Here is an 18,890-nt window from a genome sequence, read left to right as displayed (position 1 = left end):
CCCGCGCCCTCCGGCACTGCCTCGGCGACCTGTTGCGCGCCGCTGCGCGCGGCTTGCTCAAGCAGTACCGAGGGTAGCTGCCCGGTCCGGGTCCAGCCGCCGCGCGGCGGCAGCACGCCGGTCCAGGATTCGGTGACGCGGGTGGGCGGCAGCGACAGCACGACGGCATGGCCGGCCATCCGTGCCAGCCGGTCCGCAACGGAGGCGAGCGAGACGGTCAGCTCAGCCTCGGCCGGCTTGGCCAGCCGCATGATGCGCAGGCCCAGGATGGTCGGCACGGCCTCGCCGAGGGACCGCGGCCGCATCAGACAGACGTAGGCTGCCAGAACGGTGCCGGACGCACTCAGATGCACCGCGCCGTCGTCTATTGCCCTGGCGCGGCCGACAAAGGTTCGCAGGTCCGCCACCACTTGGGGATCGGCCAGTTCGAAAGAATCCGGTGCCAGCATCCGCTCAGGCTCCCTGCTGCCGGCCATCGGCGGCCGGCGCCAGGCGGCGGAACGCGACCTCCGGACCGGCGAAGCGCTGCAGCGCGGCCCGGTAATCCTCCGGCAGCTGCACCGGGTGGCCGCTGGCGCGGTCCGCCAGGACCATGGTGCTGGCCCCGACCGCGTAGGTGGCGGATTCGTCCGGCTCGGCAACGGTGTAGCCAAGCCGGAAACTGGACCCCCCCAGATGCGCCACCCAGACGTTTACGCACACCGGCTCCCGGCGCAGCACCAGCGGGGCCCGGTATTCGATTTCCTGGCCGGCGACCAGCATGAAGTTCCCGCAGCCGAAGAGGTCCCGGAGGGTCGGGCCGGACGGATCCGCCGGGTCCGCCGGCAGCTGGTGGAGCTGGACGCGGGCGTCCTCGAAGTAGCTGAAGTAGGTTACGTTGTTCACGTGCCCGTAGGCGTCGATGTCGCCGAAGCGGACCTGCAGCGGGAAGCGCGCGGCAGAGGTGGGAACTGGCATGCGGCCATCTTCTCAGACCACGGCCAGCCCGGGCGACGTCGGCGAGGAGAGCCGGAACGATGGCGGGCGTGCGGGGCGCGGCAAATTTGAGCGCGACCGGGGCGGGAACTAGTCTGCAGATAGCGTTTACCAGCAGGTAGCTTGATCAAGGAGACATCATGACAGTCCCGCACACCCAGGCGGACCCCGTGGAACAGATGCTCGCCTTGCTGGACCTCTCGGACGCCGACGGCGCGCAGACCGCCGAGGAGATCTTCGTCGGCCAGTCCCAGCGGCAGCCCCACGGGCGGGTCTTCGGCGGGCAGGTACTTGCCCAGTCCGTGATGGCGGCGATCCGCACCGTGGACCCGGCGCGGCCGATCCACTCCATGCACGGCTACTTCCTCCGCCCGGGCAACGCCGACCAGCCGATCACCTTCGGCGTCGAGCGGCTGCGCGACGGGCGCTCCTTCTCGGCACGGCGCACCCACGCCTACCAGGACGGCGTACCGATCCTGTCCATGATCGCCTCCTTCCAGGTGCCGGCCCCGGGTCTGGACCACCAGGAGGAGTTCCCCGACGATATTCCGGACCCTGAAACGCTCCCCAGCACCGACGAACTGCTGGCCAAGGTGGATCATCCTGCCCGGTCCACGGTGCTGGACCGGCCCTATGACATCCGCCATGTCCAGCCCCCGCTCTACGTCGCGGCCAAGGGCGAGCGCGTGGCGGTCAATGCAGTCTGGATGAAGACGAAGGGACCCCTGCCCGACGACGAGAACCTGCACCGGGGGGCACTGGCCTTTGGCAGCGACTACACCCTGCTCGAGTCCGTCCTGCGCCAGCACGGCGTCAGCTGGGTGACGCCCGGCATGAACGTGGCCAGCCTGGACCACGCCATGTGGTGGCACCGCCCGGTCCGGGTCGACGACTGGCTGCTGTATGTGCAGCAGTCCCCCAGTGCCTCCGGCGCCCGCGGCCTGAGCACGGGCAAGATCTTCAACCGCCGCCGCGAACTGGTCGCCACGGTGGCCCAGGAAGGCATGATCCGGCTCCCCGGGGACGCCCTGGCCGAACAGTAGTAGCCAGGTCCGCGGCGCCGGGCTGGCCGGAACCGGCCCGGCCGGAAAGCCTGAAGGCCGGATCCCCCGTGCGGGGATCCGGCCTTCAGGCTTTGTCCGTACCCGGCTTTTTGCGGCCGGACGCCGGTTAGTCGCGCGTCAGGCGGCGGTGGGTGACGCGATGCGGCTTGGCCGCCTCCGGGCCCAGCCGCTCGACCTTGTTCTGCTCGTAGGACTCGAAGTTACCCTCGAACCAGTACCATTTCGCGTCGTCCTCCTCGGTGCCCTCGTAAGCGAGGATGTGGGTGGCGACGCGGTCCAGGAACCAGCGGTCGTGCGAAACCACGACGGCGCAGCCCGGAAATTCCAGCAGGGCATTCTCCAGGCTCGAGAGCGTCTCGACGTCGAGGTCGTTAGTGGGCTCGTCGAGCAGCAGCAGGTTGCCGCCCTGCTTCAGCGTCAGCGCCAGGTTGAGCCGGTTGCGCTCACCGCCGGAGAGCACGCCGGCCTTCTTCTGCTGGTCCGGGCCCTTGAACCCGAAGGCGGAGACGTAGGCGCGGGAGGGCATTTCCACCTGGCCGACCTGGATGTGGTCCAGCCCGTCGGAGACCACCTCCCAGAGGGTCTTGTTCGGGTCGATGCCGCCGCGGCTCTGGTCCACGTAGGAGATCTTGACCGAGTCGCCGATCTTGAGTTCGCCGCCGTCCAGCGGTTCCAGGCCCACGATGGTCTTGAACAGCGTGGTCTTGCCGACGCCGTTCGGACCGATCACGCCGACGATGCCGTTGCGCGGCAGCGAGAACGAGAGCCCGTCGATGAGCACGCGGTCCCCGAAGCCCTTGCGCAGGTCCGTGGCCTCGATGACCATCTGGCCCAGCCGCGGTCCCGGCGGGATCTGGATCTCCTCGAAGTCCAGCTTCCGGGTGCGCTCGGCCTCGGCCGCCATCTCCTCGTAGCGGGCCAGGCGGGCCTTGGACTTGGTCTGCCGGCCCTTGGCGTTGGAGCGGACCCACTCAAGTTCCTCGGACAGGCGCTTGGCCAGCTTGGCGTCCTTCTTGCCCTGGACCTCGAGGCGGGAGCGCTTCTTCTCCAGGTAGGTGGAGTAGTTGCCCTCGTACGGGTACAGGTGCCCGCGGTCCACTTCGGCGATCCACTCGGCGACGTGGTCCAGGAAGTAACGGTCGTGGGTCACGGCCAGGACCGCGCCCGGGTAGTTCTTCAGGTGCTGCTCGAGCCACAGCACGCTCTCGGCATCCAGGTGGTTGGTCGGCTCATCGAGCAGGAGCAGGTCAGGCTTCTGCAGCAGAAGCTTGCACAGCGCCACCCGGCGCCGCTCGCCGCCGGAGAGGACCGTGACGTCCGCATCGCCCGGCGGGCAGCGCAGCGCGTCCATTGCCTGTTCCAGCTGCGAATCGATGTCCCAGGCATCCGCGGCGTCGATGGCTTCCTGCAGGTGGCCCATTTCCTCCAGCAGTGCGTCGTAGTCGGCGTCCGGGCTGGCCATCTCTTCGGAGATCTCGTTGAAGCGCTGGATCTTGGCGTAGATTTCGCCAACGCCCTCCTGAACGTTGCCCAGGACCGTCTTTTCCTCGTTCAGCGGCGGCTCCTGCAGCAGGATTCCCACCGTGTAGCCGGGGCTGAGCCGGGCCTCGCCGTTGGACGGGGTGTCCAGGCCTGCCATGATCTTGAGAATGGTGGACTTTCCCGCACCGTTGGGGCCCACCACGCCGATCTTGGCGCCGGGGAAGAAGGACATGCTCACATCGTCGAGAATGAGCTTGTCACCGACGGCCTTGCGGGCCTTGCTCATTGTGTAAATAAATTCCGCCATGCCTTCAAGGCTAGTGGTTGCGGGCCCGGAACTCATATTTCGGACGCCGCCACTTCCGCCGGCGGCGTCCACCCGTCACTCCCGGCCGTTCGGCCCCGGCCGGATGCGAATCAACCGGCCATTCTGAAACCGTCCGGCAGGTCGCCGGCATCGAGCCCGTCCTCAGCCGAATCCACGTCGACAAACACTTCGCCGGTGGCCAGGTCGATGTTGTCCGGATCGAGGTTCCCCGCCTCCACTGCGTCTTCCCCTGGCCCTGCGGACTCCACGGCCGGGCGGGACTCCATGCTCCGCGCGAACTTGGCCGTGCCCCACTTCAGGTCATGCCCCACCGAGTCCGCAATGATTTCGGGCGTTGTCCGACTCCCGCCATCTTCGCCGGTCCACTGGCGCAACTGCAGCTTTCCGGTCACCACCACACGATCTCCCTTGCGCAGGCTGGAACCAATGTTCTGGGCCAGATGCCGGTAGGTTTTGACCGTGTACCATGTGCCTGAGAAGACCTAATGTCCCATCTGGAGTTCTAGGTCCCATGCCCCGATCCGCTCACTCGGCTTCGGGGTTAATTCAGGCGCTTTCTGCTCTCGTTTACGATCCGCGGGTCTCGCGTTTCGCGTGGCGGCCAGCTTGGACCTGCAACATGCTGCCATGAGGAGAACTTGTCCGGCTTAGCACAATAGCGATTACCAGAGTAACTGTGACTAAAATACTCACGACGATTATGGCGATGTTTAGGACAAACGCAATATTCAGCACACTAATTACCAGCTTTCATTAACGGGGCGTGAGAACACCACGAAAAATGATCCAATCAAGGCAGGCAGCGCTGCACAGACTCCTACGGTGCGAAGGGCGAGATCAAACTTTTCGGGGTCTACAAAATCATTTTTTAACGCCCCGAGCTCGTACGTATAAAGCACCGCCAAGCCGCAAAGAGAAATAATAATAACTATTAGCTTCAGGTGGGAAATTACCGAGCCAATGACCGGATGCTTACCTCCCGGCCGTATCCATGCGTCTACTTTGGGGTTTTGTAGAAACGCGAATGCTAGGGCGAGCGCGTAGCACATGAGCGCTTCATTGGATGGATAAGGGAACTTTAGCTCACCTTCGACGAAGATCCCAAAAAAAAGGTAAAAAAGCCACGGTAAATAAAACGGAACAGTGGCTATGGCTACCCAGTCCCTAAGAAAGGTTGAACGTCCATTTTCATCTACTGATGGAAGCGTCATGGCTCTCCAGCCCTACCTCATGTGACTCACCTTAAAAGTCCACCTGAACCTCCCATATGTCAACCTTCGTAAGGTCCTACCGACACAGGATGTTGCTCCCGCCGGCTGACCCGTACCCAGCCCTCTTCGAGATACAGCACCCCCGAAGCTCGTACCCGAGTCACGAGTCCTGTGGACGCGTCGCGTACGAAAGCGTAAAATCTGCCCCATTCCGCCTCTCGTCCGACTCTCGAATGCGGGGAGTAGGTATGTTGACAAGTGAGTATTGCCGCCGTGACAACAGATATCTTCTAGATTCAGAGATCTGTAAGTTCCAGGGAGTGGTCTATCACATCGAACCGAGCCGGAGCGATCCGAACGTTGCTCAGTCCGGGCACTTACTGAGGGGATTCAACGCCGTTCTCCGAGCTCGTCGAGTCCGTGGCTTCTGGCAGATCGAGCATGTGGGGCCGGATGGAACTAACACGGCAATCCCGAATATTCGTGCCGTTCAGTTGGTTACTGCCCGACCTGGTGGACTTGCTAGCCCCGGGGCGGCTTTCCAGGGTCCGGTCATTACGATTCCCTTGACCGTTGCCGAAGAAAAGTATGAAGACGAAGAGCCCGGAGACGATGGGCTCCTGGCACACGAACCCGAAGAAAGGGGCTATGGACAGCTGTTCCGCTCCTTGATCGGTAATGACGCGACGTGGCTCCGATCAAGGCTGTCGAAAGATGAAAGCGAAAGAGATGAGGATGTAGAACTCATCGCCAAGTTGATGAACGGCAGCGATTACGCAGTTGAGAGAATCGTGTCGCAGCGTCTCCTACAGGATCCGGACGAGTTGAGCGGTTTCATCGTAGGAGAGACGGCAGTGCTCTTTACGGCAGCTGAAGATGCCAGTGGAGCACTTCCAGGCCATGGGGCGCTCTCAGTTGCCAGCCCTACGGGGGCGAACATGTCGATCACCTCGTTGAAGACGATCAGCTAAATCAGGCAGATCACCATGTTCAGATTCGGCTCCAAAGAGGCTCCGCCGGAGGATCCGGCGCTTATATTGGAAAAGTGGCGAGAGCAGAAAGACAGAGGTCTTAAGGACTTCGACGCCGACATAGCTAACCTCCAATCGATGCACGAACACCTCTACGAGCTTGCCGCCGGCTCACCTGACCGCGCAAAGTCAGCGGCAGAGACAGTGCAGAAAGCCTCCGCGGCAATAGTCACGCTATACACCGGCGTACTAGCACTGGTTTTCTCCGTATCAGGTACGCAGCTTCCTCTACGTGGTGTGCTGGCACCTATTTTTTTAGGCCTAGCAGTCGTTCTCTCAACGGGATACCTGGCATACATCGTTCGTGAAACCGACAAGACGATACTGACGAACGCCGAAGTTCAAGCCTTAGCAGCAACTGAAGGCTTAGAACCCGTTGCATACGCCCGACTGAACGCATTCATAAAAATTTCGCAGAGGCTGGTTGAGAGGCGACTGTGGATGCTACGCGCTAGTGTAGTTTCACTTGGCGTCGGACTCGTAGGCATAACGCTTCCGTTCTTATCCAGCTCAGCGCCAGTACCTAGTGGCCAGCTACAGGCAGCAATTGAATCGTCGATGCCTTGGCCAACTCCTACTCCTGGCGCCACTGGCCCCAATGAACAGGTGTTGTTCAAGGCGCAGGTAGACGAGGTAGCTTCAAGCCGGCTGAAAGCCAGGACCATGCCTCCCCCATCAGCAAACGTCCTAAACTCAGATGAGTTCTTCTACTGGTCACTCGGCGTCGGGGTTGTCATTGTTGTCGTCGGCGCAGTTGGCCCTGCTTTGAAACGTCGAGACACCTCCGCCTCGTGACAGCAGACAAGACGGCTGGGCTCTGACCGACAGGCACAGCGGGATCCGGTCCGGCTACTCACGGAGATCACAAGAAACAATTCTCGTCTGTCCCCGTTTCTGGCCGCACGACAACATGTTCCCCGCTGATATCGGGGGCTTCCCAGCTTGCCGACGTCCCCAATACGCCCCTGGTACGGTCCGGATCAGGATCCCATATCGGCCGTAATACCCAGCCTTCGGCGGAGCCCGGTTCATAGGACAAGTCCTAGTCTGCATATCCGGTTGGCATGCTGTTAGCTTACCGTCTATCAGTTCGTCGAGCGGTCCACCCACTGCTGGGTTTCCTCATCGCGACGCCTTTCCGTGGACGCCAGGCGGAAATTGGCCGCCGGATGGCCTGCGTTCGTCAGTCCCCCGTCGACGTCGGTCGCCACCACGCCGCGGACCGTAATAATGTCAGTCATGCCGCACCTTCTGTCACCGTCGGAATCCCGGGCCTGCGCCGGGCTGCCGGGCGATTGCCGGCTCCTTCAGTCTGCTCGCGTCCCCGAGGGGCACGTAAGCGCGCAGCGGCCGGATGTGGAAGGCTTCCCGGCCCGCAGCTCTGTGTAGGCAATGTCCTGCCGGAAAGCTCCTGGGTTGCCCAAAACGAGCGGATCGCTTTGGACGCCGACGGCCGGGCAAGAGAAGTGGAAAGGCCCCGGCTCGAGAACCGGGGCCATGGGCGATGCGAGCCAGACTAATTGTTCCTACGCGGTCCGCATGAAGCCGCACCCAACATGCCATCACATTCCCACTCCGGCTGCGCTGGCCCCGCATGGCATCTGCTTCGCTGTAGGACCTGTCGCCTGTTGTTAGCGGGGCGGCCTTCCGTGACCGCAGACCCGGGTGCAGCATGGTTAAGCTATGCTTTTGTGCGCCAGCCTCGGTAGCTCAGCGGATAGAGCAGGAGCCTTCTAATCTCTTGGTCGGGGGTTCGACTCCCTCCCGGGGCACTTGACCTTCCGGCCCATTCGGGCCGTTTCCCTCGTCACGAACGCTGCGGGACCTGTTCCGTTCCGCGCGGCTGCTGTTGGTCCGCCCCCGCCCGTCGTAGGGACTGCCCGCCACCCTGCCCAAATGGCTTGGCGGACTCTACGACCAGGAGAAACCCATGATGCTCACCAACTTGGCCGACGTGCTTCGCACCGGCGGGGCGAAGGTCGAGGAATACCAGGGATGGAAGACCCGCGGATACACCGATGGGAACGGCAACCGCTGGGAGCTCACAGAGATCCGGGGCAGCCTCTGGCACCACACCGCCACCCCGTCCGCCCGCTACTCCACCGGGGCGCCGACGCTTCGAATGTGCGTGGACGGGCGCCCTGATCTCGCCGGCCCGCTCTGCCAGATCGTTCTCGGCCGTGACGGGACCGCCCATGTGATCGCCGCCGGCTGGGCCAACCACGCCGGACACGGCTCCTACCCAGGCATCCCCCGGAACCGGGGCAACGCCTACCTGGTCGGGATCGAAATGGAATCCTCCGGGCTTCCCCCGTACGACTGGACACCCGCGCAGCTCGCCGCCATCCCCGTCATCGCCGCGGCCCTGCGCAAAGGGTACGGACATACCCTCGACATCGCCCACTACGAATACAGCTCGATGGGCAAGACGGACCCCGCCGGCCTTCCCGGCGGCATGACCTGGCTGCGCAGGGCCGCCGCCCAAATTATGACCACCGCGTCCACCTAGGAGGACGACACGGCGTCCAAACGATTGGCCGAAAAGGACCGCGACCTGCTGCTCGGAGAGATTCGGCGGCCCGGCGCCGCTTCGGTGTTGCAAAGGTGTGGCTCAGGCCGCCGGCAGCGGTTGCGATGTTATTGAAGAGCCGCCCATGCTGGAGAGATGATGCCCGAGGAAGCCGTCGAAGCAGCCGCGCAGGCGCTGTTCGCCCGCGCGGGGTACGCGGCCGGCTGGGATGAACTGCGCGGGACGGACAGTGACGAAATCCGGGGAATCTACCTGGGACGTGCCCGCGCCGCCCTCAGCGCCGGCGCCCCGTTCATTGTGGCCCAGGCGCTGCGCGACGCCGCCGCTGAAATTGCGGATGCGAACGGCGGGAAGGACAACGGCGGGAAGGACTATTGGGACGGGTACGCAGAGGCAATCCAAGCCGCTGTAAGCATCCTGGAGTGCCGGGCGGAGTCTTTCGAAGACATCGAATAGCGGGGTCAGGACAGGACGTCCTTCGTGGCAAACCGGCCGTATGCCAGCGCCCCGAACACCGCCAGGTACCCGGCCTGCAGCAACGCATTGTCCGTGAAGGAGCCCCACTCAATGGGTTGGCGCAGCAGGTCGGCAAAGTCCAGCCAGTAGTGGCTGAACAGCCACGGGTGCAGCCAGTCCAGCTGCGGCAGCGTGTCCAGGATCTGGGACACAATGGAGACCACCGCCGTGGCGGCCATCGCGCCCACGGGTACCACGGTGAGCGTGGAGATGAACAGCCCGATGGCACTGAGTCCCAGCAGCGAAACGCTGATATAGCCGGCGACCAGCAGCACCCGCAGCAGCGATTCGCCGACGCCGATGGTGTCCCCGGAGAGCAGCGTCACCGGCCCGACCGGAAACAGCGCGGCTCCGATGGCAAGACCGGCCGCCGCCACCGTCAGGGTCGCGGCGAGGCAGAAGGCCGCCGCGCCCGTGTACTTGACCAGCAGCAGCCGTACCCGGCCGGCCGGGGCGGCCAGCAGGTACCTCAGCGTTCCGAGTCCGGCCTCGCCGGCGATGGTATCGCCGCCGACCACTCCGATGGTCAGCGGCAGGAACAGCGGCACGGACACCACCAGGCCGGTGACGGCGACGAACAGCCCGTTCTGGGCCACCCGGTCCAGGAACGGCGGCCCCTTTCCAGGCGCCGGTCCCGACGTCGAGAGCCGGACGGCGAAGGCGATCAGCACCGGGATCGCGGCCAGCGCCAGCAGCATGGCCCAAGTGCGCCCGCGCCGGAAGAGCACCTTCAGCTCTGAGCCCAGCAGCGCCCCGCCGGCCGCCTTCCGCCGTCGCCGTGAGGCCGGCACCGCGCCGGCCGTGCCGGCCGGATCGGGGACGCCGGAAGGGCCTGCAGCGTCAGTGGTCAACATCGAACCCCTCCCCGGTCAGGGCGACGAAGCGCTCTTCGAGACTGGCAGCATCCACCAAGAACCCGCGGATCCTTACTCCCTGCGCCACCAGCGCCGCGACAATCCGCTCCGGCTCGGTGTGGTCCAGCAACGGCGCGGTGACCAGGCCGTCCGGGCGTTCCGGGTCCGGCGCCAGCCCGAGGCCCGCGAGTACGCGGCGGGCACCGGCGTCGTCCGGCGTTTGGATCTGCACCCGCGCCTGCCCTGCCGCGCGCAGCTCGCCGAGGCTGCCCTGCGCCACGAGCCTGCCGGCACTCATGACAGCTGCGTGCGTGCAGATCTGCTCGACTTCGGCCAGCAGGTGGCTGGAGACGAAGACGGTGGTGCCGCCGGCGGCCAGTGAGCGGACCAGGCCGCGCACTTCCCGGGTACCCTGCGGGTCCAGCCCGTTGGTCGGCTCGTCCAGGACCAGCAGTTCGCGGGGCAGCAGCAGGGCGTTGGCGATGCCCAGGCGCTGCTTCATCCCAAGCGAGTAGGCGCGCACCTTTTTGCCCGCCGCGTGGGCCAGTCCGACGCGCTCCAGCGCCTCGGCCACCCTGGCATTGCGGCTGGCCGACGGCGCACGGCGGTCGGCGGCGTCGAACCGCTGCAGGTTCGCCGTCCCGGAGAGGAACGGGTAGAAGGCCGGGCCCTCGACCAAGGCCCCGACCCTCGGCAGCACGTCCTGCCAGCTGCGGGGCATGTCCTGCCCGAGCATGCGCATCCGCCCGTCCGTGGCCGCGGCCAGGCCGAGAAGCATCCGGATGGTCGTGGTCTTTCCGGAGCCGTTGGGACCCAGGAACCCGAACACGGAGCCCCGCGGAACGGCCAAGTCGATGCTGTCGACGGCGGCCTGCCGCCCGAATCGCTTGGTGAGCCCCCGGGTCTCGATGGCCAGTGCGGCGGACGGGGTGCCGGAACTCACCGCTCCCCGGCTGCCGCCTGCAGCCGTCCGAGCGGTACCGATCCGGCGAACACGCGCCCGTCGTCGGTGAACAGGACGGTCAGCAGGGCGGTGGAGAGCGCCCGGCCGCCGGAGACGGGGTACGTCAGCTGGTCCAGCAGCTGGGAATCGGCCGGTACGCTGCCGGCGGGCAGTTCGACGACGGCATCCCATGCTTCACCGCTCACCGTGGGCTTGCTGTCCGGTCCGTGCCGGAGGTGCCCGGTGTCGCCCTGCTCATGCCTGGTGGAAGGGACCTGCAGGGTATGCTCCTGCACCTTCGCTCCGGGCGGCGGCGTGAATTCGAACAGCTCCTGTGCGGGCGCCTGCAGCCGCAGCTCCGTGAAGGCGAGACTGAAGGCTGGCTGCTGTTGTCCGCGGGCCTGCACTTTGATGCTCAGGGGCAGCCCGGTCTGCGAGTCCACGGCGACGGAAACCGAATCCACCAGGGTGTCGGTGCTGAGCGGATCGAGCACCAGCTCGTACGCTGTCCTGCCTGCGACCTCGGCGTCTTCACCCACCGTAACCTGCGTGCTCGGCTCTACGGCGGCCAGCAGCCGGTGTGCCAGCTGGTCCGGAGTCTGCATCCCGTCCGGCGTGCCGAAATCCTCGGGGAGCCGGTTGCCGGACGGACTGCGGACCGGGAGCGTCACGTGGGCCGCCGTATTGTCCCGGGAGTTGTAGAGCCAGACGTCCCGGTTCCGGCGGACGACGTCGCGTTCGGCAAGCCGGTCCAGCACCTGCAGGCGGACGTTGGCCGGCCCGTCCACGAAGACACGGGCCGTGTGCGTTCCGGTGACCAGGTCCAGCGCGGAGGCCAGGCCCGCGGCGGGACCGGTGTCGGGCAGTTCCGGCAGGCCCAGTTGCGAGGACTGTTCCAAGGCTCCCGAATACGCCCGCACGTCGCTGTCGAGCGCCATCGCCAGGACTTCTTCCGGTGTCTTCGCCGGCAGGTCGGCTGCGGCGCCTGGCTGGAGGGACCAGGTCAGGGCGCCTGCCGCAATGGCGGCGGGAACGACGGCGGTGGCAATCCAACGTGAGCGATTCATGGCAACCGGCTTTCGAACCTGCGGATCCTACCGCAAGGGTACTCCCACGGGCCCGTTCCGGACAGCCTGCTGGCAGGAACCGGACAGGCCGCAATAGGACACACCGGAGAAGTTCGATGTTCTTAGTCACCCCGGCGGAGGAAATCAAGGTCCGTCAACGGAAGGTCGGCCAAAACTCACCCGGGCGTAACCCAATCCGCCCCGCCCGGCCACCTCGCCTTCCTAGTTTCATTCAAGCGGCCGTCAGCCCACCGGAAAGAACCGGCCGGCTTTTCAGCCGGCGCTGACATCCAGCCAGCCCCAACCGATGAGAAAGGTCCGTTATGAGCACCGATTTGAGCAGCGAGATGTCCCGGGTTCCCCGCTCCCCCGCCCCGGTGGCGATCGGGCAGGTGCAGGTCGGCCCGGGCCGGCCGGTGTATGTGATCGGGGAGATCGGGATCAACCACAACGGGGACATCGAGACTGCCCGGCAGCTGATCGACGTGGCCGCCGCCGCCGGGGCCGATGCGGTGAAGTTCCAGAAGCGCACCCCGCAGATCTGCACCCCGGCCGCCATGCGCGACACGCCGCGGCAGACCCCCTGGGGGGAGATGAGCTACCTGGAGTACCGGCACCGGGTGGAGTTCGGGATGCCCGAGTACCAGAAGCTCATGGCCCACGCCGCGGACCTGGGCCTGCACTGTTTCGCCTCCCCGTGGGACGTGCCCTCGGTGGCGTTCCTGGAGGAGGCCGGCGTCCCGGTGCACAAGGTCGCCTCCGCGAGCCTGACCGACCTTCAGCTGCTGGCCGCCCTGGCCGAGACCGGCAAGCCGGTGATCCTCTCCACCGGCATGTCCACCCTCGGGCAGATCGACACGGCGGTGGAGATCCTGGGCACGGACCGGCTGATCCTGCTGCACGCGACCTCCACCTACCCGCTGCCGGCGGCGGAGGCGAACCTGCGCACCATCGCCACCCTGGCCGAACGCTACCGGGTGCCGGTGGGCTACTCCGGGCACGAGCGCGGGCTGCAGATCTCCCTGGCCGCGGTGGCCCTGGGCGCGGTGGCGGTGGAGCGGCACATCACCCTGGACCGGACCATGTGGGGCTCGGACCAGGCCGCCTCGCTGGAGCCGAAGGGCTTCGCGGCCCTGGTCCGGGACATCCGGATCCTGGAAGAGGCCCTGGGCGACGGGACCAAGCGCGTCTTCCCCGGCGAGCTGGCCCCGCTGTCCCGGCTGCGCCGGACGGACGGCTAGGGCCGTGCCGGACCCGCTCGTCTCCGTCATCGTCCCGGCCAGGGACCAGGCCGGGTACATTGCCGACGCGCTGGTGTCCCTGGAACGCCAGTTCGCCGACCCCGCGGTGCTGGAAATCATCGTCATCGACGACGGCTCCACCGACGGCACCGGGGACCTGGCCGCGCGTTTCAGCCGCGTTGTCGACCTCGCCCAGCTGGTGTACCCGCGCCGGCCCACGCAGTTTTCCCCCGGCAGGAGGAATACGGGATATGGGAGAAGCTGCTGCGCTCCCATTGGGAGCTGGGGACGGACGACATTTCGTTGTACCTGGACTCGGTCCAGGCCAACCCCGGGCTGGCGCTTGCGGATATTTTCCCGGACGCGCCAACCAATGCCCATTCGGACGGGCTGATGTCCTACGGTCCCACCAGGTCCGCATTGCCGCTGAGAATGGCCCAGCGCGTGGAAAGCCTGGTCACCCGGTCCCCGGCCTGCGTCCGCAGCTGCTGCGCGAACACTGCCCGGTGCTGGTGCGCGTTCCCGGGCAGGCCCTGCGCAACGTTATCGCCGAAGCAGCGGCGGCCGCAGAACCTGGAATCGCGCCGCTGGCCGCTGCTACTGCCGGCCGCCGGAGTGCCCTGCTGCTCGGTCAGTACCTTGCCCATCTGGGTCTGGGGACCCAGGAGCAGGAGACGGACCTGCATGCGGACATGCTCCGCGCCGCCGTGGCAGCAGGCGTCCACGTTTGCATCTTCAAGCCCCACCCCGGCGCAGGGCCCGCCGCCGTCACCAGGCTGAAGCATCAGGCGTTCGAGGCAGGCGTGGAACTCCTGGTGGCCGATACTCCCGTCCTCGCGGAGGTGCTGTTCGAACTGCTGCGGCCCGACGTCGTCGTCGGCTGCTTCTCAACCAGACCGGCCACTGCGAAGTTCGTCTTCGATATCCCGACGGTGGCCGTGGGAACAGAAGCCGTGCTGGAGTCCTTGGCGCCCTATGAGAACAGCAACCGCATCCCGCTGACCATCATTGATGCGGTTATGAACCGGGGCTTCCCGGCCCCGGCCGACGCTGCGGACACACCCTTGCGGAAGGACCTGCAAGGGCTGGTGGATACCGTGGCCTACTGCATGCAGAGCAGGAACCTGGCCGCGCAGCACAGGGACGCGGCCGACTTCCTGTCCTCGCGGCTGGGCACCGAAAACATGCGCTACCTCAAACGCCGCAGGCTGCTGAAATGGGACCTGCCGGCCAGCCTGCCCGCGGCACGGCCGGGGAAATCGGTTTCGGGCGGGCGGACGGCCCGGCGCGGCGCGGTCCGTCGGCTGTTCGGCGCAATGCTCAGGTAACCGCCCGGCAATTGCAGCCGATAGTTCCTGATGGACGCCATTCAGCTAATTAGTCAATCATTTAGCCAGACACACCAGTCACTCTGGCTACACCTTTAACTCCAGTGTTAGGGTGAACCGTCCTTTGCCAAGGTCCTGTTCCCGCGTTTTTCGGAGATGCCCCATGAGCGAGCCCCGCCCGTTACCACGTCACCTCGCCCTTTTCCAAGGGCACGGGACCAAGCTCGCGTGTGGCCTGGCCGCACTGACTTTGGCGGCGACGTCGGTGCTCATTGCCCCACCGGCTGGCGCCGCCGACACCGCAGAGGGGACGTCCCCTGCCGGGATCACGGGCGCCCCGACTCAGGCTGAAGCGGTCCCCGGGGAGACGGCCGCATCGGAACCGGCCGCCAGCAGCGAACTGCCCGCCGATCCGGAGCCGGAAAGCACCCCTGCGGACGACCAACCACGCCACGGGGCCGGCGGGGACCCAGCGGCGCCGGCCGGCCGGAATACCGCGCCCACCACGGAACAGGCGGCACCGCCCGCCGAGGATCCGGCCGAAGGCCGGAGCATCGAGGTACCCGTCGACGACCTGTCCCACAACCAGCTGCTGGAGCTGCTGGCGACCTTGCAGGGCAGGCATGGGGCGGAAATGGGCCACGGACTGGAGCAGCGGACCGAACGTGTGGAGGAACTGGAAGAGCCTGCGGTCCAGGAAGAGCTCGATCAGACGCTGCAGGAGCTGGACATCGACCGTACGGCAGCGGTGAAGCCGCTGGCCGCCCTTCCGGCGGCAAACCGGAGCAAGTGGCGCCCGGACGGCATCCAGGGCATCGACGTCAGCAGCCACCAGGGCAATGTCGACTGGGCGGCGGAATGGAACTACGGCGCCCGGTTCGCCTACACCAAGGCGACCGAGGCCACAAACTATCTCAACCCCAACTTCGGGCAGCAGTACACGGGCTCCTACGACGTGGGCATGATTCGAGGCGCCTACCACTTCGCGATCCCCAACGTTTCCTCCGGCAAGACCCAGGCGACGTATTTCGTCAGGAACGGCGGTGGCTGGTCCTCGGACGGCAAGACTTTGCCGCCGCTGCTGGACATCGAATACAACCCGTACCCGGAGCTCGGCAACACCTGCTACAACCTGAGCCCCACGCAGATGGTGACGTGGATCAGGGACTTCTCCAATACCGTCCAGGCGCTCACCGGCCGGTTGCCGGCGATCTACACCACCGCGGGCTGGTGGAACCAGTGCACCGGCAGCAGCAGCGCCTTCACGGAAAATCCGCTCCATCTGGCCGAATACGGCGTCACCAGCCCGACCCGGCTGCCCGCCGGCTGGTCCTTCTACAGCATCTGGCAGTACAGCTCGGACGGGCCGTTCGTGGGTGACTCCAATATCTGGAACGGCTCGATGACCGGCCTGCAGTCCTTTGCCAAGGGTTCGCCGGTGGCTACCACATCCACCCCGTCCAGCAGCGAGGACCGTGTCCAGCGGTACGCCGCCGCCGGAGACCTGAACGGCGACGGCCGCGGGGACCTGCTCTCGCGCCGCAGCGACGGCACCCTCTGGCTCTACCGCGGCAACGGCAAGGGCGGTTTCGGCACGCCTGCGCAGCTGGGCTCCGGCTGGCAGATCTACAACGCCCTGATCGGCGCCGGGGACCTGGACTCGGACGGCAGGGCGGACCTGCTGGCCCGCCACACCGACGGCTCGCTCTGGTTCTACGCCGGCACGGGCAGCGGCACCTACAAGGCCCGGGTGCGGGTCGGCACCAGCGGCTGGAACCAGTTCGACGACGTCATCGGCGCCGGGGACCTGGACTCGGACGGCAAGGCGGACCTGCTGGCCAAGCGGCCGGACGGCAAGGTCTACCTCTACCCCGGCCTCGGCACCGGCCGGGTGGGTTCGCGCATCCAGGTCGCGTCCGGCTGGCAGGCCTACCAGCAGCTGGTGGCCCCGCGCGACTTCACCGGCGACGGCAGGGCGGATCTCCTGGCCCGCAAGGCGGACGGCACGCTGTGGCTGATGCGCGGAACCGGCAAGGCGGCCGGCCTGGGGACGCTGTTCGGGGCCCCGGAGAAGGCCGGCACCTCCGACTGGCAGAAGTTCAACACCGTGCTGGGCATCTGGGACAACAACTCGGACCGGAAAAACGACGTGCTTGGCATCTACCCCGACAAGACGCTGCGCTTCTATGCCGGGACCCAGCTGACGGACAGCTCAGGCATGACAGCACGCGAATATGTCAGCGGCACCAGCTGGAAGGCCTACAGCCAGGTCGTCACCCCCGGTGATTTCAACGGGGACGGCAAGGCAGACCTCATCGGCCGCAAGTCCAACGGCGAGCTCTGGCTTATGCCAGGCAACGGCAAGGGCGGCTACGGCAAGACCGTCCGGCTCGGTACCGGAAAGAGCTACAACCTGGTCATCGGCGTGGGCGACTACAACGGTGACGGCAGGAATGACCTGGTGGCACGCCACCAGGATGGCAGCCTCTGGTTCTTTGCCGGCACCGGCAAGGTCGCCAGCGGCAGCGTGGGGTACAAGAAGCGGGTGAAGATCGGCACCAGCGGCTGGAACCAGTTCACCAGCATCCTCGGCGCCGGCGACGTCAACCGGGACGGCCGCAATGACCTGATTGCCGTGGGCTCCGACGGCAAGGCGTGGCTTTACACCGGGCCGGGAACCGGCCGCGGCCACGGACCGCGGACCCAGATCGCCTCGGGCTGGCAGGGCTACAGCCACCTGACCGCGGCCGGGGACTTCACCGGCGACGGGGCCGCGGACCTCCTCGCCCGAAAGCCGGACGGCACCCTGTGGCTGCTGGCAGGCCGGAAGTCCTACTCCTCCGGCTGGTTTGCCGGCGAAAGGAAGATCGGCGCCAGCGGCTGGAACGCCTTCACCCGGATCCTCGGCCCCGGGGACCTCACCTCGGACAAGAAGGTGGACCTGCTGGCCATCAAGGCCACCGGCAGCGGCTGGCTGTACCGGGGAACCGCCTTCCGCAACAGCGGCCTGGCCGCAGGGAGGTCCGCCGGCACGCTGTAGCTGCGCAGGGGCCGTTCGCTGGCACACCGAGGTTGGGAAAACCCTGCCTTCGGCACGTGCCGGCGGCACCTTGACACCGCATTTTCCGCCGGTCCACACTGGCTCCCATCTGCACGGGTGCCGGGGAGACGGGCCCTGGTTCCAACGGGGCAGCCAGTTGGGATAAGCGGGTGTGGTCATGCGCGCACGCAGTTGGGTTTTGCCTTTGTTGTCCTCGGTGGTGCTGGCCGCGCTGCTGCTGGCGGCCGGGGTGCCGGCTCCGCCGGCCATGGGTGCCGCCTCCACGGGCGCCAGGCCGGCGGGCAGCGCCGGGGACCGGGCGGCCGGCGGCTTGAAGGTGCGCGTGATGACCTTCAACATCCGGCATGGGACCGACGAGGACGACGACCTGGACCTGGAAAGCGTTGCCGACGACATCGAGTCGGCCAAGGCTCAGATCGTCGGGCTGCAGGAGGTGGACCGGCACCGCTCGGCCCGCAGCAACTTCGTGGACCAGGCCAAATGGCTGGCCAGGCGCCTGGACATGCAATTCGCGTTCGGCCTCAACCGGAAGATCCCGCCCCAGGGCGGGCGGAAGAAGCCCGGCCTGCACGGCGTCGTCGTGCTGAGCAAGTTCCCGATCCTCAGTGCACGCAACCACATGCTGACCAACATCAGATACGCCAAGCGGCCCACCAAGCAGCGCAGCATGCTGGAAGTGGTCATCGACATCAAGGGCACCAAAATCAGCTTCTACAACACCCACCTGGACAACCAGCGCAGCGAACAGCGCCAGTCGCAGGTGAAGGAGATCCTGGCCGTCGCGCGCCGGTCGAACCGCCCGTCGATCCTGGTCGGTGATTTCAATGCCGGAGCCTCCTCGCCGGAAATGCGGCTGGTCAAGACCCGGTTCACGGACGTGGTGGCGAAGCTGGGCGAGGAAGAGGACACGTTCCCGTACGAGGACCCGGACCGGCGGATCGACTACATCCTGACCTGGGGACAGGTCGCGGCACGCTGGGCCGAGGTGATCGACACGGGCTCGTCGGATCACATGCCCGTCCTGGCCGGCCTGACCATTGCCAAATCCGCGCCCCCGCCCAAGGCCGGAACGGTCCCGAAACCTGCTCCGGCCCAGCCGGTGCCGCCGCGGATCAAGCCGTCCGGGCCGGTCTGGTTCTGACCCGGCGGCTGGGAGGGCTTACCGGCCGCGCCTGGGGAAGCGCCGCGACGACGGCGGCCGTGCGCCGCCGTCCGGCCGGTGCCGGTGGGGAACGGGCGGAAACAGGCGGTCCACGACG

The 18,890-nt window shown here is 66.4% G+C and carries 18 protein-coding genes, 1 tRNA gene and 1 pseudogene; 11 read left to right on the top strand and 9 right to left on the bottom strand.

The window, feature by feature from the left end; genetic code table 11:
• Both ACFQ36_RS11775 and ACFQ36_RS11770 read right to left on the bottom strand, forming a co-directional pair.
• Positions 1–449, bottom strand: a 449-nt coding sequence (locus tag ACFQ36_RS11775) for a hypothetical protein (RefSeq protein WP_377013822.1), incomplete at its 3' end; no start/stop codon positions are given.
• A gap of 4 nt (positions 450–453) precedes the next feature.
• Positions 454–957, bottom strand: coding sequence for an acyl-CoA thioesterase (locus ACFQ36_RS11770; RefSeq protein ID WP_377013820.1), 504 nt, complete (start codon positions 955–957; stop codon positions 454–456).
• A 158-nt stretch (positions 958–1,115) separates the two neighbouring features.
• Here ACFQ36_RS11770 and ACFQ36_RS11765 point away from each other — a divergent pair, with 158 nt between their 5' ends.
• Positions 1,116–2,018 (top strand): acyl-CoA thioesterase, encoded by a 903-nt coding sequence (locus ACFQ36_RS11765; RefSeq protein ID WP_377013819.1) that lies wholly within the window; start codon positions 1,116–1,118, stop codon positions 2,016–2,018.
• Between the two features lie 127 nt (positions 2,019–2,145).
• Here the strand turns inward: ACFQ36_RS11765 and ettA are convergent, their stop codons facing one another.
• The 3 genes and pseudogenes from ettA to ACFQ36_RS11750 form a co-directional block, all read right to left on the bottom strand.
• Positions 2,146–3,828: an energy-dependent translational throttle protein EttA gene (gene ettA, locus ACFQ36_RS11760; protein WP_377013817.1), complete on the bottom strand. Its 1,683-nt coding sequence runs from the start codon at positions 3,826–3,828 to the stop codon at positions 2,146–2,148.
• A 110-nt stretch (positions 3,829–3,938) separates the two neighbouring features.
• A pseudogene (locus ACFQ36_RS11755) lies at positions 3,939–4,307 on the bottom strand (single-stranded DNA-binding protein); the annotation flags it as partial.
• Positions 4,308–4,589: 282 nt separating this feature from the next.
• A complete protein-coding gene (locus ACFQ36_RS11750) occupies positions 4,590–5,060 on the bottom strand; it encodes a hypothetical protein (RefSeq protein ID WP_377013815.1) in 471 nt (156 codons plus the stop codon).
• Positions 5,061–5,626: 566 nt separating this feature from the next.
• Between ACFQ36_RS11750 and ACFQ36_RS11745 the strand changes: the two genes are divergently transcribed.
• Positions 5,627–6,031 carry a hypothetical protein gene (locus ACFQ36_RS11745; protein ID WP_377013813.1) on the top strand — a complete coding sequence of 135 codons (405 nt, stop codon included), beginning with the start codon at positions 5,627–5,629 and terminating at the stop codon, positions 6,029–6,031.
• 15 nt (positions 6,032–6,046) lie between these two features.
• Positions 6,047–6,886, top strand: coding sequence for a hypothetical protein (locus ACFQ36_RS11740; RefSeq protein ID WP_377013811.1), 840 nt, complete (start codon positions 6,047–6,049; stop codon positions 6,884–6,886).
• A gap of 290 nt (positions 6,887–7,176) precedes the next feature.
• Here ACFQ36_RS11740 and ACFQ36_RS11735 read toward each other — a convergent pair whose 3' ends face one another.
• The gene (locus tag ACFQ36_RS11735; protein WP_377013809.1) at positions 7,177–7,332 is read right to left on the bottom strand and encodes a hypothetical protein; all 156 of its coding nucleotides are present in this window, start codon (positions 7,330–7,332) and stop codon (positions 7,177–7,179) included.
• A gap of 458 nt (positions 7,333–7,790) precedes the next feature.
• On the opposite strand from ACFQ36_RS11735, the gene ACFQ36_RS11730 reads away from it, so the two are divergent.
• The 3 genes from ACFQ36_RS11730 (at position 7,791) to ACFQ36_RS11720 (ending at position 9,077) form a co-directional block, all read left to right on the top strand.
• A tRNA-Arg gene (locus tag ACFQ36_RS11730) sits at positions 7,791–7,863 on the top strand.
• 158 nt (positions 7,864–8,021) lie between these two features.
• Entirely contained in the window at positions 8,022–8,600 is a 579-nt protein-coding gene (locus ACFQ36_RS11725) for an N-acetylmuramoyl-L-alanine amidase (protein ID WP_377013807.1), read from the top strand.
• A 156-nt stretch (positions 8,601–8,756) separates the two neighbouring features.
• Positions 8,757–9,077, top strand: coding sequence for a hypothetical protein (locus ACFQ36_RS11720; protein WP_377013805.1), 321 nt, complete (start codon positions 8,757–8,759; stop codon positions 9,075–9,077).
• Between the two features lie 5 nt (positions 9,078–9,082).
• Here the strand turns inward: ACFQ36_RS11720 and ACFQ36_RS11715 are convergent, their stop codons facing one another.
• From ACFQ36_RS11715 to ACFQ36_RS11705, 3 genes are read right to left on the bottom strand one after another with little or no spacing between them, the layout of a single operon-like run.
• Positions 9,083–9,991, bottom strand: coding sequence for an ABC transporter permease (locus ACFQ36_RS11715; RefSeq protein ID WP_377013803.1), 909 nt, complete (start codon positions 9,989–9,991; stop codon positions 9,083–9,085).
• Positions 9,978–10,934 (bottom strand): ABC transporter ATP-binding protein, encoded by a 957-nt coding sequence (locus tag ACFQ36_RS11710; RefSeq protein ID WP_377013801.1) that lies wholly within the window; start codon positions 10,932–10,934, stop codon positions 9,978–9,980. The genes ACFQ36_RS11715 and ACFQ36_RS11710 overlap by 14 nt, the downstream gene beginning before the upstream one ends.
• On the bottom strand, positions 10,931–12,001 hold the full coding sequence (locus tag ACFQ36_RS11705) for an outer membrane lipoprotein carrier protein LolA (protein WP_377013799.1): 1,071 nt from the start codon (positions 11,999–12,001) through the stop codon (positions 10,931–10,933). The genes ACFQ36_RS11710 and ACFQ36_RS11705 overlap by 4 nt, the downstream gene beginning before the upstream one ends.
• A gap of 323 nt (positions 12,002–12,324) precedes the next feature.
• Between ACFQ36_RS11705 and ACFQ36_RS11700 the strand changes: the two genes are divergently transcribed.
• The 5 genes from ACFQ36_RS11700 to ACFQ36_RS11680 all read left to right on the top strand — a co-directional run bounded on the left by ACFQ36_RS11700 (position 12,325) and on the right by ACFQ36_RS11680 (position 18,772).
• Complete coding sequence (locus tag ACFQ36_RS11700; RefSeq protein ID WP_377013797.1) at positions 12,325–13,242, top strand: N-acetylneuraminate synthase family protein; 918 nt, start codon at positions 12,325–12,327, stop codon at positions 13,240–13,242.
• 4 nt (positions 13,243–13,246) lie between these two features.
• Positions 13,247–13,636, top strand: a complete 390-nt coding sequence (locus tag ACFQ36_RS11695) for a glycosyltransferase family 2 protein (RefSeq protein WP_377013795.1) — start codon at positions 13,247–13,249, stop codon at positions 13,634–13,636.
• 112 nt (positions 13,637–13,748) lie between these two features.
• Positions 13,749–14,570: a polysialyltransferase family glycosyltransferase gene (locus tag ACFQ36_RS11690; protein WP_377013793.1), complete on the top strand. Its 822-nt coding sequence runs from the start codon at positions 13,749–13,751 to the stop codon at positions 14,568–14,570.
• Positions 14,571–14,733: 163 nt separating this feature from the next.
• Positions 14,734–17,610 (top strand): FG-GAP-like repeat-containing protein, encoded by a 2,877-nt coding sequence (locus ACFQ36_RS11685; RefSeq protein WP_377013791.1) that lies wholly within the window; start codon positions 14,734–14,736, stop codon positions 17,608–17,610.
• Between the two features lie 178 nt (positions 17,611–17,788).
• Positions 17,789–18,772, top strand: coding sequence for an endonuclease/exonuclease/phosphatase family protein (locus ACFQ36_RS11680; RefSeq protein WP_377013789.1), 984 nt, complete (start codon positions 17,789–17,791; stop codon positions 18,770–18,772).
• Positions 18,773–18,890: the final 118 nt, after the last annotated feature.

It is taken from the genome of Arthrobacter sp. GCM10027362 (assembly GCF_042679445.1).
Lineage (GTDB): Bacteria > Actinomycetota > Actinomycetes > Actinomycetales > Micrococcaceae > Crystallibacter.
Note: the sequence above shows the minus strand (reverse complement) of the source record. Positions and strands in the feature narration are given on the sequence as shown.